Origin of the sequence: Longispora sp. NPDC051575, assembly GCF_040681875.1 — a bacterium.
Lineage (GTDB): Bacteria > Actinomycetota > Actinomycetes > Mycobacteriales > Micromonosporaceae > Longispora.
Genome location: NZ_JBFAZP010000001.1, coordinates 672,434 through 691,777, shown reverse-complemented (window position 1 = coordinate 691,777; position 19,344 = coordinate 672,434). Strand labels below are relative to the sequence as shown.

Here is a 19,344-nt window from a genome sequence, read left to right as displayed (position 1 = left end):
TCGGTGGAGCGGGCGGACGGCGGGGCGGTGCACTCGTCCACGCTGGTCGAGGCCCTGACGGCGGCCGGCTTCCGCGCCACCCCCCGGGGCCTGCGCCTCCGGGCCTGACCGGACGGTGTCCGGGAGGCTACGAATGATGCGGAAGGGGGAGGCGTGCCCGAGGGCGACAGTGTGTGGCAGGCGGCGCGGATGCTGGAGCGCCGGCTCGCTGGCCGGGTGCTGACCGGCTCCGACTTCCGGGTGCCCCGGCTGGCCACGGTCGACCTGACCGGCTGGACGATCCTGGAGTCCGCCTGTCGCGGCAAACACCTCCTCCTCCGCCTGCAAGCGCCTCCGATGGAGCCCACCCCGTCGGACCCTCCTGCCGCACCCGACGGGACCACACCGCCAGGAGTTCCCGCCACTCCCGACGGGACTGGTCCACGGTCCGAGGAATCCGCCGGCGGACGCCCTGAACCGGAGGGCCCCGCCTGGGCGGGGGAGTCCACGCCGTTCCGGCTGTTCGGAGGCGGAGAAGGCGGCAGTCCTGAACGGGGAGGCCCCGCCGGGGCGGGGGAGTTCACGCCGTTCGGGCCGCTCGGAAGCGGAGAAGGCGGTCGTCCTGAATCGGGAGGCCCCGCCGGGGCGGGGGAGCCCATGCCGTTCCGGCTGTCCGGAGGCGGAGAAGGCGGTCGTCCTGAACCGGAAGGCCCCGCCGGGGCGGGGGAGTTCACGCCGTTCGGGCCGCTCGGAAGCGGAGACGACGGCGGTGGGCCACCCGACGGGTCTCCCGCCGAACACCGCGGGACCGGCCGGCTGCTGACCCTACACTCCCATCTCCGCATGGACGGCGTCTGGCGGGTGCACGCGCCGGGCGAGCGGTGGAACGCCCGACCCGCGCACCAGATCCGGGTGGCGCTGAGCACGGCGGACGGTGTGGCCGTCGGGTACCACCTGCATGATCTGGATCTGGTGCCCACGGCCGACGAGCACCTCCTCGTCGGGCACCTCGGGCCGGACACCCTGGGCCCCGACTGGGACGAGACCGAGGCGGTCCGTCGGCTCGCCGCGCACCCGGACGTGCCGGTCGCCGGGGCGCTCCTCGACCAGCGCAACCTGGCCGGGATCGGCAACGTGTACAAGGCCGAGGTGCTGTTCCTGCGCGGCGTGTGGCCGTGGACGCCGGTCGGCGCGGTGACCGACCTGCCCGCCCTGGTCCGGCTGGCCCGCCGGCTGCTGCTCGCCAACCGGGACCGGTCGACCCGGAGCACGACGGGTTCCCTCCGCCGGGGCGAGACGAGCCACGTCTACGGCCGGGCGGGCGCGCCGTGCCGCCGGTGCGGCACCCGGATCCGGTCCGACACCGACGGCGACCGGATCACCTACTGGTGCCCGCACTGCCAGCCGGAACCCTGACGCCGACCGACAACTGCCCTGATCCGCCGGCAGCGCTGGTCCTGGTGCCCGCACGTTGTCCGGCCAGTCGCCGCGAGAGCGGCCGGCATCCGGTGCGCGCCGGTCCGGCCAGGGCCCGCCCGTCCGACGGGTGCCCGCCGAAACAGCAACGGGATGCTCGGCCACCCGATAGGTGCCTGTCGTGTCAGCAGCGGGATGCTCGGCACCCGGTAGGTGCCTGTCATATCGGCGGCGGGTTGGGCGGCCATCCGGCGGGTGTGCGCCGCGTCAGCTACGGGATGCTTGGCCTTCCGATAGGTGCCTGTCGTGTCAGCAGCGGGATGCTCGGCACCCGGTAGGTGCCTGTCATATCGGCGGCGGGTTGGGCGGCCGTGCGGCGGGTGCTGCCGAACCAGCAACAGGATGCCTGCCCGTCCAGCGGGCGGCCGCCGCGTAGGCCACCCGCTGCCCGCCCTTTCGCCGGATGCCTGCCGCGCCGGCAAGGCGACGCCGGCCCGTCCGTCGCGCCGGCACCATGACGCCCGCGTGTCCGCCGCGTCGCGTCGCCCGCTCGTCGGCCATGCAGGCAACGTGACGCCCGCGTGTCCGCCATGCCGGCGACGCGACGCTCGCCTGGCTGCCCTCCGGCAACGCGATGCCGGCCCCGGCGGCACAAAAGCGAAGCCCGCCCCGTCCGGCGAACCGGAGAGGCGGGCGAGCGTGCGTCGGTCGGGTCAGCGCTGGCGGAGGCGGCGGGCGATCTCGTGGTCCCAACGCCGGGACCGCTCCCGCCGGATCGCCAGCAACCAGCCGGCGACGAGCCCGGCGGCACTGGCGGTCGCCGCCAGCACCCGGGGATCGGTGACGGCCTTGCGGGCGACGGGGCTGGCCTTGTCCAGGTACTTCCTGGCCGTGATCGTCGCGTTGTCCGCCGCCTGGCGGGCGCGGGCCGGCAGGTCGAGCTTGTCGGCGAGCGCCCCCACGGTGTCGGCGAGTTCGGCGCGGGTCGCGGCGATGTCCGCCTCGACGGCCGGCCGGGTCGCGTTGGCCTGGCTGTGGCTCTTCTGCTGGGTCATCGGTGAGCACTCTCCTTGATCGTCGCGACGTCCCGCTGGACGCTGGCGAGCGTGTCGGTCGGTACAGGCGGCGCCCCGTCGCGGACCCGGCGCGTGCCGAGCAGGACGGCGACCCCGGCGAGGACGGCCAGCAGTACCCCGACCAGGAGGACCGCCAGCCACGTCGGCAGGACGGTGGCGAGGCCGAGGGCTGCCGCCGCGAGCAGGAACCCGAGTCCGTACAGGGCGAGCAGCGCGCCGCCGGCGAGCAGTCCGACGCCGGTACCGAGCTGTCGGGCCCGGGCGACCGTCTCCAGCTTCGCGAGCGCGATCTCGTCGCGGACGAGCCGGGACATCTGGGCGCCGAGGTCGCCGACCAGTTGGGCGGTCGAGCGGTGGTCGTCGGTGGACATGGTGGGTTCCTCCTTCTCCGTGACGGATACCCCGTCGGGGCCGTTCCCACTCGCGGAACCGAGGACCTTCCCGGCCGCGAGCACGCCGACCGTCCGGCCCCGCCCCGAGCCGACCTCCTCGGCCCGCCCCGGACCGACCTCCTCGGCCTGCCCGGAGCCGATGGCCCCGGCCCGCTCCGGATCGACCGCCCTGGCCCGTCCTGGATCAACCGCCCAGGCCCGCCCCGGACCGACCGTTCCGCCGTCACCGGCGGCCGCCGTCACACGTGAGTCCCCCGTGCGCCCCGCGACGTCTCCGTCCCGCAGGGCGCCATCTGCCGCCACAACGGCCGTCCCGTCGTCGCGCCCCGCCCCGCCCGGTTCCCCGCCCGGCTCCCCGAGCAGGCTCCGGGGCCACTCCCCGAGCACCAGCACCGCGTTCAGCTCCGCGGCCAGGAGCGTCACCTGCGCCTGGAGGAAGAACCACCCGAGCAGCCCGATCACGATCGCGAACGTGCCGTACGTGTTGCCCGCGCCCCGCACGGTGTGCGCCACGTACAGGCCGCCGACGAGTTGCAGGACCTGCCAGCAGGTGCCGGCGAGCACGGCCCCGGGCAGTACGTCCCGGGTGCTGAGCTTCCGGTCGGTGAGCGCGCGGAACGCGAGGACGAAGGTGCCGATGTTCACGGCGAGCGTGCCGAGGATCGCCAGCAGCCGGGCGCCGGGGCCGAGGGAGTCCAGGGCGGCGGACAGTCCGTTGACGACGATGGTGGCCAGCACGGTCGTGCCGAGGACGGCGAGGAGGAGCAGGCTGCGCACGGTGCGGGGGACGAGGCCGGGGCGGTCGGCGACCGGTACCCGCCAGAGGGTGTTCATCGCGGTCTGGGCGGCGTTGGCCACCGCCAGACCCGCCCACACGGCGGTGCCGATCCCGATGACCAGCGCGAGGGTACTGCCCCGCAGCCCCTGCACGTTGCCCCCCAGCTGGGGGCCGATCACCGGGAACTGTTCGAGTACGGAGCCCACGGCGCGTTCCCGGAGCGTGGGGGAGAAGCCGAGCAGGGTCACCAGGACGAGCATCAGCGGGAAGAAGGAGAAGAAGGCGTAGTACGCGATCAGGGCCGCCAGGTTGCCGGCCTGGTCCCCGGTGAACCGGTGGACGACGGCCACGGGCAGGCCGAGCCACGGGTGGCGGAGCTGGTAGCCGTCCAGTCGGGCCAGGAGTCGTCCCATTGCCGGGGAGTACCCCGTGTGGCCAGGGAATACACACCCGGCCCGGGTCGGCCCGCCGGAGCCCCGGATGCCGAGGCCAGCCGGGCGGGTCGGCCCGGACGCGGGTGGCGACGCGCGGGGCGGCGCCGGTCCACCCGGAGTGCCGCGCCGGAGCCGTGCCCCGATGCGCCCGGGTGGTAGGACCAGGTGTACCCGCGTCGGGCCCCGGTGCGCGGGCCGTCCGGTCGGGCTACCCGTCCAGATGCAGCCGGATCGTCGTCCCCCCGGGTCCGGTATGGATCCGGACCAGGTCGCACAGCTGGTGCGCGAGGATCAACCCCCGCCCCCCGGTCGCGTCGGACGACGGCGGCACCCGCCCGGCGAGCGGATCGGCGAGGTACCCGCTGTCGGTGACCTGGCAGACCAGCCGCCCCGGCTCGGTCCACACGGCGACCCGGCCGGGGCCGGTGGTGTGCTCGCAGGTGTTGGTGGCCAGTTCGTTGACCGCGATGAGCAGGCTGCCGGTCTGGTCGCGGGACAGGCCGGCGTGTTCGGCCTCGTCGGTGAGGAAGGTCCGCAGGGCGGTGAGGCTGCCGGGGCCGTCGATCGGGAACGACCGGGCGTCGGGCGGCTCGGGTGGCAGGGGCTGGTTGAAGACCGCCGCGGTGGCGAGCGGGTCGCCGTAGGCGGTGCTGGGCCAGGTCGTCGTCGCCGTGCGGAGCACCGGATGGGTACGCGCGGCGTCGGCCACCTGCCCCGGATCCAGGTGGACGATGTCGTACGGGCACAGGATGGTCGCGTCCCGCCCCGCGAACGCCACGTTGATCATGGCCTCGTGCTGCGCGCACGCCGGGTACTCGACGGGGGTGCGTTCCGGCCAGATCGGTTCGCCGATGATCCGGACCCGCTTGCCGGCGTGCTCCCCGGCGAACCGCAGCAGCACGTCGGGGATGATCCGCCCGGGGTTGCGCCCGGCGACGGCCATGTCGGCCCAGCGCACGGCGGGGGCGTCGGTGCCGAGGGCGTCGCGGATCAGGGCGAGCCGGGGTCCGGGCACGGCGACGAGCACCGGTTCGCCCGCGTCGAGGCCGGCCCCGATGAACTCGGTGGTCGCGGCCACGTACTCGGCGGTCGACGCGTACAGCAGGCCGGGGTGTTCGAAGGCCCCGCGACTCTGGGTCATGCACCGCCCTCCTGTCCGTGACGCCAGAGTACTCGGGCGTCCGGTCCCCGCGGGCGGTGCAGGCCGCCTTCCCACCCGGGCGGCCGGGAGCGGTCACTCCCGGGGGCGGTTGATCTCCTCGACGAGCGCGTCGACGCGCGCGACGGTCACGACCATCCGGGCGTGGGTGAGCCCGCCGAACGGCAGGTTCCCGGCGGCCGGGTTGACGAACCGGATCAGCGCCCCGCGCGCGGCCCCGGTCCCGAACAGCGCCGTGTCCCCGTCGGCGGCCCGGGCCCCGATCCCGGCCCAGCCGGCCGGGACGGCGACGGGCGCGGCGTCGAGCACGTTGTCGATCGGGGTCTCCAGCCACCACGGGCCGAACCGGACGCTCAGCAGCGGGCCGACGGTCACGGCGCAGGTGCCGGGCCGGATGCCGGCGAGCGCCAGGCCGAGCCGCCAGCGGGGGTCGAACGCGAACGCGAAGCCGTCGGCCACCGGGTGCCGGTCGGCACGCGCTGTGACGGGCGCCAGGTGGGTGAGGTGGAGAACGGAGGCGAATGAGCGGTGCATAACCGGACTCCTGCCGCAAGTACGAAACGGATAGTCGCAGCGTATCGAGGGCAAACCATGATCATGAGGCCTGGAGGGGATATCGCGCCGGACGGCGACCGATCCTGACTGAACGTGCCGTGACGGTCACCGAGTGACCCATCGAAAGGTAACTGTTCGGTGGGAGAGTGAAACCGGGCGCGGCGGGGTACCGGTACCGCATCGAAGGAGGTGCGTTGTGACGCCCAGAACCCTGCTGAGCCGCTTCCGCCGCGAGGACGCGACCGAAGCCGGTACCACCACTCCCGTGGTGACCCGCGAACCCGAGGCCCGGGACCGCGACGTGGTGGACCACGAGCGGACCGTGCCCGTGGTCGACCGGACGAGGCCCGAACGGGTGGTCCCCGACCCGGTGCCCGGGCGCACCGACACGGTCGCCGTCCCCCGGGGCCGGACCAGCGTGCTGGCCGTGGCCGCCCTGCTCGTCGGCCTCACCGCCCTGTACGCCGCCCTGACCGGCGTCCTGGCCCGCCCCGCCCTGCTCATCGGCCTGCTGGGCCTGATCCTCGCCGTGGCCGCCGTGTTCCGGCCGACCGGGCGCCGGGTGGCCGGCAACGGCCTGGCGGTGACCGGGCTGCTGTTCTCGGTCGCGGCGCTCGCGATCGGGATCGCGGTGGCGACGGGTTCGCTGCCTGGCCTCGACGGGGGTACCGACCAGGTCGTCCGGGTCCGGGACTGGTTCGCCGGCTGGTGGCCGTGGATGGGGGCCTGACCCGGCCTGAACCGGGGGCGGGACGGCCGACCCGGGGGTAGCCTGGGACGGGAGGAGGCGATCATGGCCGACGAACGTGAGCCGCCCGCCGGCGGGGAGACCGTAGAGCAGAAGCCGGCCGAGGAGAACTCCGAGGAGGAGGACACCCTCGAGTCTCCCGACGACGAGCACGACGACCCGGGCTTCACAGGTCGGACCACCGAGACGTCGTACCGGCCATAGCCGGAGCCCAGCTCACACCCAGCCGCTTGGTGCTGGCGAGAGTTGGGCTCCTTTTTCGTGCCCGGCCGGGCCGGCACGCGCGGCCCGGGCCCTGGCCGATGGCACCGCCTTAGCGCAGCAGGCAGAACTCGTTGCCCTCCGGGTCGGCCAGCACCACGTGCCCCGCCCCGTCGACCACCACCCGCCCGCCGAGCTCGACGATCCGGCGCGCCTCCGCGTCCGGGTCCTCGGCCCGCAGGTCCAGGTGCACCCGGTTCTTGACCACCTTGGACTCGGGCACGAGCTGGAAGAACAGCCGGGGCCGACCGCCGTCGACGGGCTCGACCAGCACCGTCGGGTCGTCCTCGGGGTCGTGGATCCCGTTGGCCCGCAGCCGCTCCAGCTCCGCCTCGTCGTAGGGCGCGACGGCGTACCCGTCCAGCACCGCCGCCCAGAACCGGGCGGTCGAGGCCGGGTGTCGACAGTCGACCACGATGTCATGAAGGTGGGCCATCGCCCCATCATCCCCGACTCCGCCAACCCCCGCCGCCCCAGCGGAGCGGCACCCCATCAAGACCAACCCCTCGACGGGTACCGCACCCCGCGCCGAAAGTCCCGGCCCACGGACCGGCGCGGTCGACGGGAGAGGGCGGCGCGGACCCGGGCGGTGAACTTCCGGGTGGGCGGTCAGGACCGGCCGGGGCGGTCGCCGTGCTTCTTCCCGCCCGGCTGGCCGTCGTCCCGGCCCTTGTCGTCCTTGTCCTTGCGTCGGTCGGTTTCCTTCTTCCGCTGCTCCGCCGACGGCCGCACGACGGGCACCACGACGGGGGCGGCCGGGGACGCGGTGGTCGGGGCCGGCGCGGGCGCGTTGCCGGCCGGCACGGTCGCGGGCAGCCCGCTGTCGGGCGTGTGTGCCCCGGTGCCGAGGACACCGAGGATTCCGAGGGCGACCACCGCGATCGTGGCCGCGCCGACGACCTGCAGCCGGGACGGCCGCCACCACTCCGGCACGGACGCCCGCAGCCGGGAGAGCCGCGACCGGGCGGGCGGCCCGAGGGCGGACGGCCGGGACGGGAACGGGGTGAGCGCCGCGAGGTGGGCGAGTCGCCACCGGGTGGGCGCGAGGGGCCCGCGCGGGGCCGGCCGGGACCGGGGCGGTTCGAGGTCCGCGAGCCAGGAGCCCCGCCAGTGGTCGTGGACGAGCGCCGCCAACTGGGCCGTCACGGCACGGGTCGCGGACTCCCACATGACGACGGCATGGTCCGCGAGCGCGCCCCGCCGGCCACCGCCGCTCCCTGCCGCACCGCCGCCGACGGGACCACTGGCCTTGTCGCCCGCACCGACCCGGCTGGCCGCGCCGACCAGACCGGGGCCACCAGCCGCGCCGACCGGGCCGGCGCCGCCAGCCCTGCCGACCACACCGGCGCCGCCGGCCGTGTCGACCGCTCCGGGTATGCCTCGGGCGGAGCCCGCGCCGACCCGCGCCGGCGTACCCAGCGTTGTCTCCGGTCGGGGGAGGGCCGTCAGGATGCCCGCCAGGGCGTCGCGGACCCGCCCGGCGTCGCGGGGCCGGTGGTCGGGTTCCTTGGCCAGCAGGGCGGCCACCAGTGCCGTCAGCGCGGGCGGTACGTCGTCGCGGTGTCCGGCCAGGGGCGCGGGCGGGTCCCCGGCGTGCTGGCGCAGGATGTCGAGGGCCTCGCCCCGGACGAACGGCGGCTCGCCGGTGAGCATGGCGTACAGGACGCAGCCGACGGCGTACAGGTCGGACCGGCCGTCGACGTCCAGCCCGAACGCCTGCTCGGGGGACATGTACGTGACCGTGCCGACGACGACCCCGGCGGCGGTCAGCGGCGAGCGGGCGCCGGACGGGGCGACGTGCGCGATGCCGAAGTCGCAGATCTTGACCGTGCCGTCGTCGGTGACCAGCAGGTTGGCGGGTTTGACGTCGCGGTGCACGATCCCGGCCGCGTGCGCGGCGGCGAGCCCGGCGCAGGTCTGCCGGGCGAGGTCCACGCACCGGGCGACGGTCAGCGGGCCGTCGGCGAGCAGGTCGGCGAGGCTGCGGCCCTCGACGAGTTCGAGGACCAGGTACGGGTCGGCGTCGTCGGTGCCGGTGGCGTACCCGGCGACGATGTTGGGGTGCCGCAGCCGTTCGACGGTGCGCGCCTCGCGGGCGAACCGGAGCACCGCCGCGGGGTCGGTGAACCCGGACCTGCGAAGCACCTTGACCGCCACCGGCCGGTCCAGCCGCAGGTCGCGGCCCCGCCACACCGAGGCCGTGCCGCCGTAGCCGAGCTCGCCCTCCAGCCGGAACCGTCCAGCCAGGATCCTGCCGGGCCCGAGTCTGCCGGGGGTCCTGCCGGAGAAGGTCATCCGCCCCCCGTACCCACCCTCACCCACCGTGAAACCACATTTCCGGATACCGCCCCGCGCCGCCACGCGACCCACCGCCGGCACCGGCGTCCTGCGCTCCCGCCGCACCGCGCGCGGGAGCCGCCTGTCCCTGCCCGTCGGGCCACCCACCAATGGGCCGGGCGGGGCGGCGCCCGTCCGTGCCCGCCCAGCCACCCACGGAGGGGACGGACGGGTCGGTCCGGTCCGGCTACCCGGCCGGCCGGTACACGATGAGGGCCTTGTCGCTCTTGCCGATCGTGACGGCGGCGTCCGTGCGGGTGACCTCGCCGTCCAGGGACAGCCCGAGCGGGCGCGGCGAGCGCAGCCGCACGGAGCGGGCGGTCCGGGCCTCGTACACCCGGCAGGTGGCCAGGGTGCCGGTGAGCACGGCCAGCACCAGCCGCAGCCGGCCGAACGGCTGTCCGCCGTCGACGATCCGGATGTCGAGGGAGCCGTCGTCGAGCCGGGGGCGGTGCGAGGGCACCATGCCGGGCGGGGCGTAGTGGCAGTTGCCGGCGAACAGCAGCCACACCTTCCGGCGGCGGCCGTCGACCTCGACCTGGGTCGGGGAGCTGTGCCGGAGCACCTGGACGAGGCCGACCAGCGCGGCCGGCCACTTGCCGATCTTGCCCTCGAGCTTCTCGCGGGCGTGCACGAGGTCCACGTACACCCCGATGCTGGAGGTGTTGAGGAAGATCCCGCCGTCGCTGACGGTGCCGAGGTCGACGGCCACGGCCTCGCCGGCCCGGAGCGCGGCGGCGGCCTCGGGCACCCCGGCGACGCCGATGTCCCCGGCGAAGTGGTTGAGCGTGCCGCCGGGGACCACGAACAGCGGCAGCCGGGCCTCGGACGCGGCCCGCGCGGCCAGGTTGACCGTGCCGTCCCCGCCGGCGACGCCGAGCACCGTGGCGCGGCTGGCGGCGGCCGTGAACAGGGCCTCCAGGTCGTCGTCGGGGCCGGCGAGGGTGACGTCGGCGTCGGGGAGTTCGGCCCGGACGGCCGTGACGACGTCCTCGCCGGAGCTGCCGGCGGAGGAGTTCACGACCATGATCAGGCCGTCGCCGGTGGGCAGGGCGGGGGCCTCGTGCCGGGGCTGGGCGGCCTCGGCGGCGACCGGGGGCCGCAGGGGCCACCAGCGGCGGGTCGCCAGGCCCACGCCGACGCCGATCGCGACCCCGGCGACCACGTCGGACGGGTGGTGCGCGCCGGTGAAGACCCGGGAGGCGGCCACGGCGGCGGCGGCGACCGCGACCGGCGCGGCGACGCCGGGCAGTTCGAGGGCGACCCCGGTGGCGAACGCGGCCGCCGAGGCGGAGTGCCCCGACGGGAACGAGGTCGTGATGGGCGCGCGGCGCAGCCGGCGGCTGAGCGGCACGGCCTCCGGGCTCGGCCGGCGTCGCCCGGTGAGGCCCTTGCCGAACAGGTTCACCGAGGCGCTGGTGATCGCGACGGCGGCCAGTCCGCGCATCGCGGCGCGCCGGGCCCGGGGGTTGCCGGTCAGGGCGAGCGCGCCGGCCACCCCCATCCACAGCAGGCTGTTGTTGGCGGCCCTGCCCAGCGTGGGCAGCACCTTGTCCAGGACGGGGGAGTGCGCCGAGGCTACCTGGCGCATGAGCCGTTCGTCGGCGTCGGCGACCTGCCGGAGGAATCCTCGCATCGCCCCACCCTAGGCGAAGGGTGACGAACGCGTCGGATGGTGCGACCACATCGCCGACTGCAACGGGTTGCACTGCAACTAGTTGCATACGATACTGGGTGGCATGGCCCTGGAACACGCGATCGTCGTCTCGCTGCTGGAGAAGCCCGGCACGGGCTACGAGCTGGCGCGCCGCTTCGACCGCTCCATCGGCTTCTTCTGGGCGGCCTCCCACCAGCAGATCTACCGCACCCTGCACCGGATGGCCGCCGACGGCTGGGTCGACCTCACCGAGGTGCCCGACGAGGCGCACCGGGTCACGAAGGTCTACACCGTGACCGACGCCGGCCGCGCGGCCCTCGGCGCGTGGATGCGCGAGCCCAGCGAGCCCGAGCAGCACCGCTCCGACCTGGGTGTGAAGCTGCGCGGCGCGGCGTTCGACGACCCGGCGGCCCTGCTCGCCGACGTGACCGGGCACCGCGACGCGCACGCCGCCCGCCTCGCGCTGTACCGGGAGTTCGAGGAGCGCGACTTCCCCGCCGGGGAGACCCTCGACACCCCCCGCCGGCTCCAGCACCTGGTGCTGCGCGCCGGCATCCGCTACGAACAGGGCTGGCTCGCCTGGTGCGAAGAGGTCCTCACCGAACTGGGAGAGTTGCCATGACCGAGCCTCAGCGCCCGAACGCCGCGAGCCCCTACCCCCGGCTGCTGGCCCCTCTCGACCTGGGCCCGGTCACCCTCCCCAACCGGGTCGTGATGGGCTCCATGCACACCGGCCTGGAGGACCGCGCCCGTGACCTGCCCAAACTCGCCGCGTACTTCGGCGAGCGCGCGGCCGGCGGCGTGGGCCTGATCGTCACGGGCGGGTACGCGCCGAACTGGGAGGGCTGGCTGCTGCCCTTCGCCGGCACGATGGCCAGCGGCCGGGCGGCCGACCGGCACCGGACGGTCACCGACGCCGTGCACGCCGGGGGCGGCCGGATCCTGCTCCAGATCCTGCACGCGGGCCGGTACGCGTACCACCCGTTGAGCGTGTCGGCGTCGGCCGTGAAGTCCCCGATCACCCCGTTCAAGCCCCGCGCCCTCAGCGGCAGGGGCGTGGAGCGCCAGATCGACGCGTTCGTCCGGGCCGCGAAGCTCGCCCGGCGGGCCGGCTACGACGGCGTGGAGATCATGGGCTCGGAGGGCTACCTGATCAACCAGTTCCTCGCCCCCCGGACGAACCGGCGCACCGACAAGTGGGGCGGGTCCGCCGAGAACCGCCGCCGCCTGCCCGTGGAGATCGTCCGTCGCACCCGGGAGGCCGTCGGCCCCGACTTCGTCCTCATGTACCGGCTGAGCCTGCTCGACCTCGTCGCCCACGGCCAGGACTGGTCCGAGGTCGTCGACCTGGCCGTGGAGCTGGAGGCCGCCGGGGCGACCCTGCTCAACACCGGGATCGGCTGGCACGAGGCCCGGGTGCCGACCATCGTGACCTCGGTGCCCCGGGCGGCGTTCGCCTGGACCACCGGCCGGCTGAAGCCGCACGTCGGCATCCCGCTGGTCGCGTCGAACCGGATCAACATGCCCGACGTCGCCGAGGGCATCCTCGAACGCGGCGAGGCCGACCTGGTGTCGATGGCCCGTCCGCTGCTCGCCGACCCCGACTGGGTCGACAAGGCGGCCGGCGACCGGGCCGACGAGATCAACACGTGCATCGCCTGCAACCAGGCGTGCCTGGACCACACGTTCGCGCGGAAGACCGTGACGTGCCTGGTCAACCCCCGGGCCGGGCGGGAGACCGAGACGGCGTACCTGCCGGTGCCGACCGTGCGGAAGAAGAAGTTCGCCGTGGTCGGCGCGGGGCCGGCCGGGCTGGCGGCCGCGAGCACCCTCGCCGAACGCGGGCACGCCGTGGACCTGATCGAGGCGGCCGGCGAGATCGGCGGCCAGTTCAACCTGGCCAAGCGGATCCCGGGCAAGGAGGAGTTCCACGAGACCCTGCGGTACTTCGCCCGCCGGATCGAGCTGGCCGGCGTCCGCACGAAACTCGGCACTCGGGCGACGACCGAGGACCTCGTCTCCGAGGGGTACGACGCGGTCCTGCTCGCCACCGGCGTCTCCCCGCGCACCCCGGCCATCCCGGGCGTGGACCACCCGTCCGTGCTGTCCTACGTCGACGTCATCCAGGGCGCGCCCGTCGGGCCCCGGGTCGCGGTGATCGGCGCGGGCGGGATCGGCTTCGACGTGAGCAGCTTCCTCGTCCATCCCGCGTCGGTGACCCTGGACCCGGCCGCCTGGCGCGCCGAGTGGGGCGTCAGCACCGACGAGGGCCCCCGGGGCGGGCTCGCCGAGCGGGTGGACACCCCGTCCCCGCGCCAGGTGTACCTGGTGCAGCGCAAGACCACCCGGGTCGGCGCCGGCCTGGGCAAGACCTCCGGCTGGGTGCACCGGGCGGCGCTCACGCACAAGGGCGTCGAGATGATCAGCGGGGCGAGCTACGACCGGATCGACGACGAGGGGCTGCACGTCACGGTCGACGGCACCAGCCGGGTACTGGCCGTGGACACCGTCGTGGTCTGCGCCGGCCAGGAACCGCGCCGGGAGCTGCACGCCGGGCTGGTCGCGGCCGGCGTGCCCGTGCACCTCGTCGGCGGGGCGGACGTCGCGGCCGAGCTGGACGCCAAGCGGGCCATCGACCAGGCGACCCGGCTGGCGGTCGCGCTGTAGGCGTACCCGTCGAAGGAGTTTTCGTCTTTTGCGCTTTTGTGGTGTAAAGCCGATTTACGCTTCAGGGTGTGGTAACGACGGCGATCGAAGGCCGCTCGCTGGGACAGATCGCCTGGACCCGGCTGAGGCGTGACCGCCTCGCGCTCGGCGGGGCGGTCGTGATCGTGGTCCTGGTCCTCGCGGCCGTCCTCGCCCCGCTGCTCACGAAGATCACCGGCGGGTCGCCGACGGACTTCCACCAGGACCTGGTGGACCCGACCTTCAGCAAGCCCAAGGGCGACGGGGTGTTCGCCGGGTTCAGCTGGGACCACCCGCTGGGCGTGGAACCGCGCAGCGGGCGCGACGTGTTCAGCCGGATCCTCTACGGCGCGCAGATCTCGCTGCTGATCGGCTTCCTCGCCACCCTGCTGTCCGTCACCCTCGGCACGGTGCTCGGCGTCGTCGCCGGCTACATGGGCGGCTGGGTCGACACCCTGATCAGCCGGACCATGGACGTGTTCCTCGCCTTCCCCCTGCTGCTGTTCGCCCTCGCGCTCGCCGGGGTCATCCCCGACAAGGCCTTCGGGTTGAGCGGCAACGCCCTGCGGATCGCGGTCCTCGTCTTCATCATCGGCTTCTTCAACTGGCCCTACGTCGGCCGGATCATCCGGGGCCAGACCCTGTCGCTGCGGGAACGCGAGTTCGTGGACGCTTCCCGCAGCCTCGGCGCGCGCGGCTTCCACGTCGTGTTCCGCGAGCTGCTGCCGAACCTCGTCGCCCCCGTCCTGGTCTACGCGACCCTGATGATCCCCACCAACATCCTGTTCGAGGCGGCGCTGTCCTTCCTCGGCGTCGGCATCCGGCCCCCGACCCCCTCCTGGGGCAAGATGCTCGCCGACGCCGTGCCCTTCTACTCCGTGGCACCCATGTACATGGTGGTGCCCGGCCTGGCCATCTTCCTCACGGTGATGGCCTTCAACCTGCTCGGCGACGGGCTCAGGGACGCGCTCGACCCACGGGCGCGCTGACCACACCCGAGGGGGTGGCGAGAAGATGAGAAGAAAGACACTGGTCGTCGGGGTGGTACTGGCCCTCGGGATCTCGGCCTGTAGCAGCGGCGGCGACAAGGACACCAAGACGGGCACCGCGGAGTTCAACGCCGCGGACTCCAAGATTGTGAACGCGTCGGACAAGAAGGGTGGCACGCTCAACCTGGCCCTGTCCGACGACTGGGACTCCATCGACCCCGGCAACACCTACTACGCGTTCTCGTGGAACTTCGCCCGGCTCTACGGCCGGTCGCTCACCATGTTCAAGCCCGCGCCCGGCAAGGACGGCCTGGAACTGGTGCCCGACCTGGCCACCGGCCTCGGCACGGTCTCCGACGGAGGGAAGACCGTCACCTACAAACTCAGGCCCAACGTGAGGTACGAGGACGGCACGGTCGTCACCGCCAAGGACGTCAAGAACGCGGTCGCGCGCACCTACGCCCGCGACGTCCTGCCCAACGGGCCCTCCTACTTCGTCGAACTCCTCGACGCGCCCGGATACCAGGGCCCGTACAAGAACCCCGACCTCAACGCGTTCACCGGTGTCCAGACGCCCGACGACTCCACGGTCGTGTTCAAGCTCAAGGCCCCGTTCGGCGACTTCGACTTCCTGGTGTCCGCGCCGCAGACGATGCCGGTGCCGCAGGCGAAGGACACCGGGGCCAAGTACCAGGAGCACCCGCTGTCCACCGGCTCCTACAAGGTGGACTCCTACGAGCCGGGCAAGCAGTTCGTGCTGAGCAGGAACCCCAACTGGGACACCAGCGACCCGAACCGCAGGCAGCTCGTCGACAAGATCGACGTGAAGCTCAAGACCAGCGCCGAGGACATCGACAACCGGCTGCTCGCCGGCTCGCTCGACGCCGACGTCGCCGGCTCCGGCGTGCAGGCCGCCGCCCAGTCGAAGATCCTGTCCGACCCGAAGCTCAAGGCCAACGCGGACAACACGTTCACCGGCCGGCTGTGGTTCTTCGTGATGGACGAGAAGGTCGCGCCGTTCGACAACATCGAGTGCCGCAAGGCCGTGCAGTACGCCACCGACAAGGTGTCCCTGCAGACCGCGTACGGCGGCCCGATCGCCGGCGGCGACATCGCGACCACGATGCTCCCGCCGACCATCGTCGGCTACCAGAAGTTCGACCTGTACGCCACGCCCGACAACAAGGGCGACGTCACCAAGGCCAAGGCGGCCCTGACGGCGTGCGGCAAGCCGGACGGCTTCTCCACCTCGATCCTGCTCCGCGCCGACCGGCCCAAGGAGGTCGCCGCCGGCGAGGCGCTGCAACAGGCCCTCAGCAAGGTCAACATCAAGGCCGAGATCAAGTCCGTGCCGGCCGGGCAGTACTTCACCCGGTTCGCGGGCGCGCCCGAGTACATGAAGACCAACAACATCGGGATCGCCTTCCACGGCTGGCAGGCCGACTGGCCGACCGGCTTCGGGTTCCTCCAGCAGCTCGTCGACGGCCGCACCATCAAGGCCCAGGGCAACACCAACGTCCAGGAGATGGACGACCCGGCGATCAACGCCCTGTTCGACAAGGCCGCCGGCAGCACCGACGCCAAGGAACGCGAGGCCATCTACGGCCAGATCGACAAGGCCGCGATGGAACGCGCCTCCGTGGTGCCGTTCCTCTACGGCAAGGGCCTGCTCTACCGCAACCCGGCGATGACGAACGTGTTCATCGACTACTCCTACGGCATGTACAACTACACCCTGCTCGGCAAGCAGTAGACGGGGAGGTGAACGCCCGGGGCGAGAGCCCCGGGTGGATCCTATGGGCGGTTTCCTGGTCCGGCGGTTCCTCGGCGCGATCATGCTGCTGGTGATCACCAGCATCGTCACGTTCGCGATCTTCTTCGTCGTGCCCCGGATGGCCGGGCAGACCGTGGACCAGTTGGCCGCCCAGTACGTCGGCAAGGACCCGAGCCCCGCCGAGATCGAGGCCACCAAGGAGAAGCTGGGGCTCGACAGGCCGCTGGTGGTCCAGTACGGACAGTTCGTCAAGGGGGTCGTCGCCGGCCGGGAGTTCACGTTCGGGGCGACCAGGGAGTACTGCCCGCCGCCCTGCTTCGGCTACTCCTTCAAGACCCAGCGCCCGGTGTGGCCCGACCTGGTGGACCGGATCGGCGTGACCGCGTCCCTGGCGCTCGGCGCCTCGGTCCTGTGGCTGGTCGCCGGGGTCGCCATCGGGGTGCTGTCCGCCCTGCGCAAGGGCACCTTCTTCGACCGGGCGGCCATGTTCACCGCCCTGGCCGGGGTGTCGCTGCCCATCTTCTTCACCGGCCTGTTGTCCCTGGCCCTGTTCCGGCCCAGCGGGGTGAACTACGTCCCGTTCACGGACAACCCCCTGGAATGGGCCGACAACCTCCTGCTGCCCTGGGTGACCCTGGCCTTCCTGTACGCCGCCCTCTACGCCCGGCTGACCCGCGCCGGCATGCTGGAGACGATGGGCGAGGACTTCATCCGCACCGCCCGGGCCAAGGGCCTCACCGAACCGGTCGTCGTCACCCGGCACGCGCTGCGGGCCACCCTCACCCCGATCCTGACCGTGTTCGGCCTCGACATCGGCCTGCTGCTCGGCGGGGCGGTCCTCACCGAGAGCACCTACTCGCTGCCCGGCATCGGCCGGTACGCGATCGACGCGATCAACAACAACGACCTGCCCCAGGTACTCGGCGTGACCATGATCGCGGCCCTCTTCATCGTGCTGGCCAACCTGACGGTCGACATCCTGTACGCCGTCGCGGACCCCAGAGTGAGGCTGTGATGGCGTTCCTCGAGGTCGACGACCTGCACGTGACCTTCCCGACCGACGACGGGATGGTGCGGTCCGTCGGCGGGCTGACCTTCGCCCTCGAACGCGGCCGGACCCTCGGGATCGTGGGGGAGTCCGGCTCCGGCAAGAGCGTGACCAGCATGGCCATCATGGGCCTGCTGAAGACGGGGCGGCCGGTCATCACCGGGGCGATCCGGCTCGACGGCCTCGACCTCGTCACGTCCACCCCGGACCGGGTCCGCCGGCTGCGCGGCAAGAAGATGGCCATGATCTTCCAGGACCCGCTGTCGGCCATGCACCCGTTCTACACGGTGGGCCGCCAGATCGTGGAGGCGTACCAGGTGCACAACGACGTGTCCCGCGCCGTCGCCCGCAAGCACGCCGTCGACATGCTCGGCCGGATCGGCATCCCGCGCCCCGACCGACGGGTCGACGACTACCCGCACCAGTTCTCCGGCGGCATGCGGCAACGGGCCATGATCGCGATGGCGCTGAGCTGCGACCCCGACCTGCTGATCGCCGACGAGCCGACCACCGCCCTCGACGTCACCGTGCAGGCCCAGATCCTCGACCTGATCCGCGACCTGCAACGCGACTTCGACACCGCCGTCATCGTCATCACCCACGACCTGGGCGTCGTCGCCGAACTGGCCGACGACATCCTCGTGATGTACGCCGGCCGGGCCGTCGAGCACGCCTCCTCCGAGGACCTGTTCGAGAAGGCCGAGCACCCCTACACCTGGGGCCTGCTCGGTTCCGTGCCCCGCCTCGACGTGGAGCCCACCGCCCGGCTCGCCCAGATCCCCGGCACCCCGCCCAGCATGATCAACCTGCCGACGGGGTGCGCGTTCCATCCCCGCTGCCGGTACGCGGTCGCCAACGAGGGGCTGAGCGAGACCGAGACCCCCGAACTGGAGAACGTGGGCGAGGGCCACCAGGTCGCCTGCCACCTGCCGCCCGGGGTCCGGCGCGGCATCTTCGCCGACGACATCCGACCGAGGCTGGAGGGGCGATGACCGCGTTGCTGGAGGTCACCGGCCTGACCAAACACTTCCCCGTCACCCACGGGGCACTGTGGCGGCGCAAGGTCGGCGCCGTCCGGGCCGTCGACGGGCTCGACTTCACCGTCCACACCGGCGAGACCCTCGGACTGGTCGGCGAGTCCGGCTGCGGCAAGACCACCACCGGCCGGCTCCTCGTCCGGCTGCTCGAACCCAGCGCCGGACGGATCGTGTTCGACGGCCACGACATCACCCACCTGTCGGCCGCGGCGATGCGGCCCCGGCGGCGCGACATCCAGATGATCTTCCAGGACCCGTACTCCTCGCTGAACCCCCGGCACACCGTCGGCACCATCGTCGGCGCGCCGTTCCGGATCCAGGGCATCGCCACCGAACACGGCACCAAACGCGCCGTCCAGGAGATCCTCGAACTCGTCGGCCTCAGTCCCGAGCACTACAACCGCTACCCGCACGAGTTCTCCGGCGGCCAGCGCCAACGGATCGGCATCGCCCGCACCCTCGCCCTGCGGCCCAAGCTCATCGTCGCCGACGAGCCGGTGTCCGCGCTCGACGTGTCCATCCAGGCCCAGGTCGTCAACCTGCTGGAGGACCTCCAGGACGAACTGGGCCTGACCTACCTGGTCATCGCGCACGACCTGTCCGTGGTCCGGCACATCAGCGACCGGGTGGCCGTCATGTACCTCGGCAAGATCGTGGAACTCGGGCCGCGCCAGGGCCTGTACGACGCGCCGATGCACCCCTACACCGTCGCCCTGATGTCGGCCGTGCCCGTCGCCACCGCCAAGCACCGGCAGCGCCGCGAACGCATCCTGCTCGGGGGCGACCCGCCGTCCCCGCTGGACCCGCCGCCGGCCTGCCGGTTCCACACCCGGTGCTGGAAGGTCCAGGACGTCTGCCGCACCGTCGAACCGCCGCTGCTCGAACTCGCCCCCGGGCACCGGGTCGCCTGCCACTTCCCGGAGAACGCCCCGACGACCTGAACCCCGAACCGGGGCCGCCCCCGCCAGTCGGGCATGTCCGGATACGGCGGACGGGTCTTGACCGGCTGTTCCGCCCGC

16 protein-coding genes and 2 pseudogenes are annotated in these 19,344 nt (G+C 73.2%); 11 read left to right on the top strand and 7 right to left on the bottom strand.

Annotated features, from left to right (window positions below; all coding sequences use genetic code 11):
- Positions 1 to 153 precede the first annotated feature (153 nt).
- Positions 154 to 333 (top strand): annotated as a pseudogene (locus tag AB0M43_RS02910) (Fpg/Nei family DNA glycosylase); the annotation flags it as partial.
- Between the two features lie 468 nt (positions 334 to 801).
- Positions 802 to 1,395 (top strand): annotated as a pseudogene (locus AB0M43_RS02905) (zinc finger domain-containing protein); the annotation flags it as partial.
- Between the two features lie 713 nt (positions 1,396 to 2,108).
- Here AB0M43_RS02905 and AB0M43_RS02900 read toward each other — a convergent pair.
- From AB0M43_RS02900 to AB0M43_RS02885, 4 genes are all read right to left on the bottom strand, one after another.
- A complete protein-coding gene (locus AB0M43_RS02900) occupies positions 2,109 to 2,450 on the bottom strand; it encodes a DUF3618 domain-containing protein (protein WP_363720552.1) in 342 nt (113 codons plus the stop codon).
- The gene (locus tag AB0M43_RS02895) at positions 2,447 to 4,054 is read right to left on the bottom strand and encodes a YhjD/YihY/BrkB family envelope integrity protein (protein ID WP_363720550.1); all 1,608 of its coding nucleotides are present in this window, start codon (positions 4,052 to 4,054) and stop codon (positions 2,447 to 2,449) included. The genes AB0M43_RS02900 and AB0M43_RS02895 overlap by 4 nt, the downstream gene beginning before the upstream one ends.
- A gap of 229 nt (positions 4,055 to 4,283) precedes the next feature.
- Entirely contained in the window at positions 4,284 to 5,216 is a 933-nt protein-coding gene (locus AB0M43_RS02890; RefSeq protein ID WP_363720548.1) for a sensor histidine kinase, read from the bottom strand.
- 93 nt (positions 5,217 to 5,309) lie between these two features.
- Entirely contained in the window at positions 5,310 to 5,768 is a 459-nt protein-coding gene (locus AB0M43_RS02885) for a hypothetical protein (RefSeq protein WP_363720546.1), read from the bottom strand.
- Between the two features lie 217 nt (positions 5,769 to 5,985).
- On the opposite strand from AB0M43_RS02885, the gene AB0M43_RS02880 reads away from it, so the two are divergent.
- Together AB0M43_RS02880 and AB0M43_RS02875 are read left to right on the top strand one after the other, a co-directional pair.
- Entirely contained in the window at positions 5,986 to 6,519 is a 534-nt protein-coding gene (locus AB0M43_RS02880; protein ID WP_363720544.1) for a hypothetical protein, read from the top strand.
- Between the two features lie 63 nt (positions 6,520 to 6,582).
- Entirely contained in the window at positions 6,583 to 6,741 is a 159-nt protein-coding gene (locus tag AB0M43_RS02875) for a hypothetical protein (protein ID WP_363720543.1), read from the top strand.
- Between the two features lie 109 nt (positions 6,742 to 6,850).
- Here AB0M43_RS02875 and AB0M43_RS02870 read toward each other — a convergent pair whose 3' ends face one another.
- From AB0M43_RS02870 to AB0M43_RS02860, 3 genes are all read right to left on the bottom strand, one after another.
- Positions 6,851 to 7,234: a VOC family protein gene (locus tag AB0M43_RS02870; protein WP_363720542.1), complete on the bottom strand. Its 384-nt coding sequence runs from the start codon at positions 7,232 to 7,234 to the stop codon at positions 6,851 to 6,853.
- Between the two features lie 173 nt (positions 7,235 to 7,407).
- Positions 7,408 to 9,093 (bottom strand): serine/threonine-protein kinase, encoded by a 1,686-nt coding sequence (locus tag AB0M43_RS02865; RefSeq protein ID WP_363720541.1) that lies wholly within the window; start codon positions 9,091 to 9,093, stop codon positions 7,408 to 7,410.
- 229 nt (positions 9,094 to 9,322) lie between these two features.
- On the bottom strand, positions 9,323 to 10,771 hold the full coding sequence (locus AB0M43_RS02860; RefSeq protein WP_363720539.1) for a phosphatase PAP2 family protein: 1,449 nt from the start codon (positions 10,769 to 10,771) through the stop codon (positions 9,323 to 9,325).
- Between the two features lie 103 nt (positions 10,772 to 10,874).
- Between AB0M43_RS02860 and AB0M43_RS02855 the strand changes: the two genes are divergently transcribed.
- The 7 genes from AB0M43_RS02855 to AB0M43_RS02825 all read left to right on the top strand — a co-directional run bounded on the left by AB0M43_RS02855 (position 10,875) and on the right by AB0M43_RS02825 (position 19,266).
- Complete coding sequence (locus AB0M43_RS02855; RefSeq protein ID WP_363720538.1) at positions 10,875 to 11,414, top strand: PadR family transcriptional regulator; 540 nt, start codon at positions 10,875 to 10,877, stop codon at positions 11,412 to 11,414.
- The gene (locus AB0M43_RS02850; protein ID WP_363720537.1) at positions 11,411 to 13,459 is read left to right on the top strand and encodes an NADPH-dependent 2,4-dienoyl-CoA reductase; all 2,049 of its coding nucleotides are present in this window, start codon (positions 11,411 to 11,413) and stop codon (positions 13,457 to 13,459) included. The genes AB0M43_RS02855 and AB0M43_RS02850 overlap by 4 nt, the downstream gene beginning before the upstream one ends.
- A 68-nt stretch (positions 13,460 to 13,527) precedes the next feature.
- Complete coding sequence (locus AB0M43_RS02845) at positions 13,528 to 14,466, top strand: ABC transporter permease (RefSeq protein WP_363720536.1); 939 nt, start codon at positions 13,528 to 13,530, stop codon at positions 14,464 to 14,466.
- 25 nt (positions 14,467 to 14,491) lie between these two features.
- Positions 14,492 to 16,219, top strand: a complete 1,728-nt coding sequence (locus AB0M43_RS02840) for an ABC transporter substrate-binding protein (RefSeq protein ID WP_363720534.1) — start codon at positions 14,492 to 14,494, stop codon at positions 16,217 to 16,219.
- Positions 16,220 to 16,262: 43 nt separating this feature from the next.
- Complete coding sequence (locus AB0M43_RS02835) at positions 16,263 to 17,255, top strand: ABC transporter permease (protein WP_363720533.1); 993 nt, start codon at positions 16,263 to 16,265, stop codon at positions 17,253 to 17,255.
- Complete coding sequence (locus tag AB0M43_RS02830; RefSeq protein ID WP_363720531.1) at positions 17,255 to 18,280, top strand: ABC transporter ATP-binding protein; 1,026 nt, start codon at positions 17,255 to 17,257, stop codon at positions 18,278 to 18,280. Before AB0M43_RS02835 ends, AB0M43_RS02830 begins: the two co-directional genes overlap by 1 nt.
- Positions 18,277 to 19,266, top strand: coding sequence for a dipeptide ABC transporter ATP-binding protein (locus AB0M43_RS02825; RefSeq protein ID WP_363720529.1), 990 nt, complete (start codon positions 18,277 to 18,279; stop codon positions 19,264 to 19,266). Before AB0M43_RS02830 ends, AB0M43_RS02825 begins: the two co-directional genes overlap by 4 nt.
- The last annotated feature ends 78 nt before the right edge of the window (positions 19,267 to 19,344 follow it).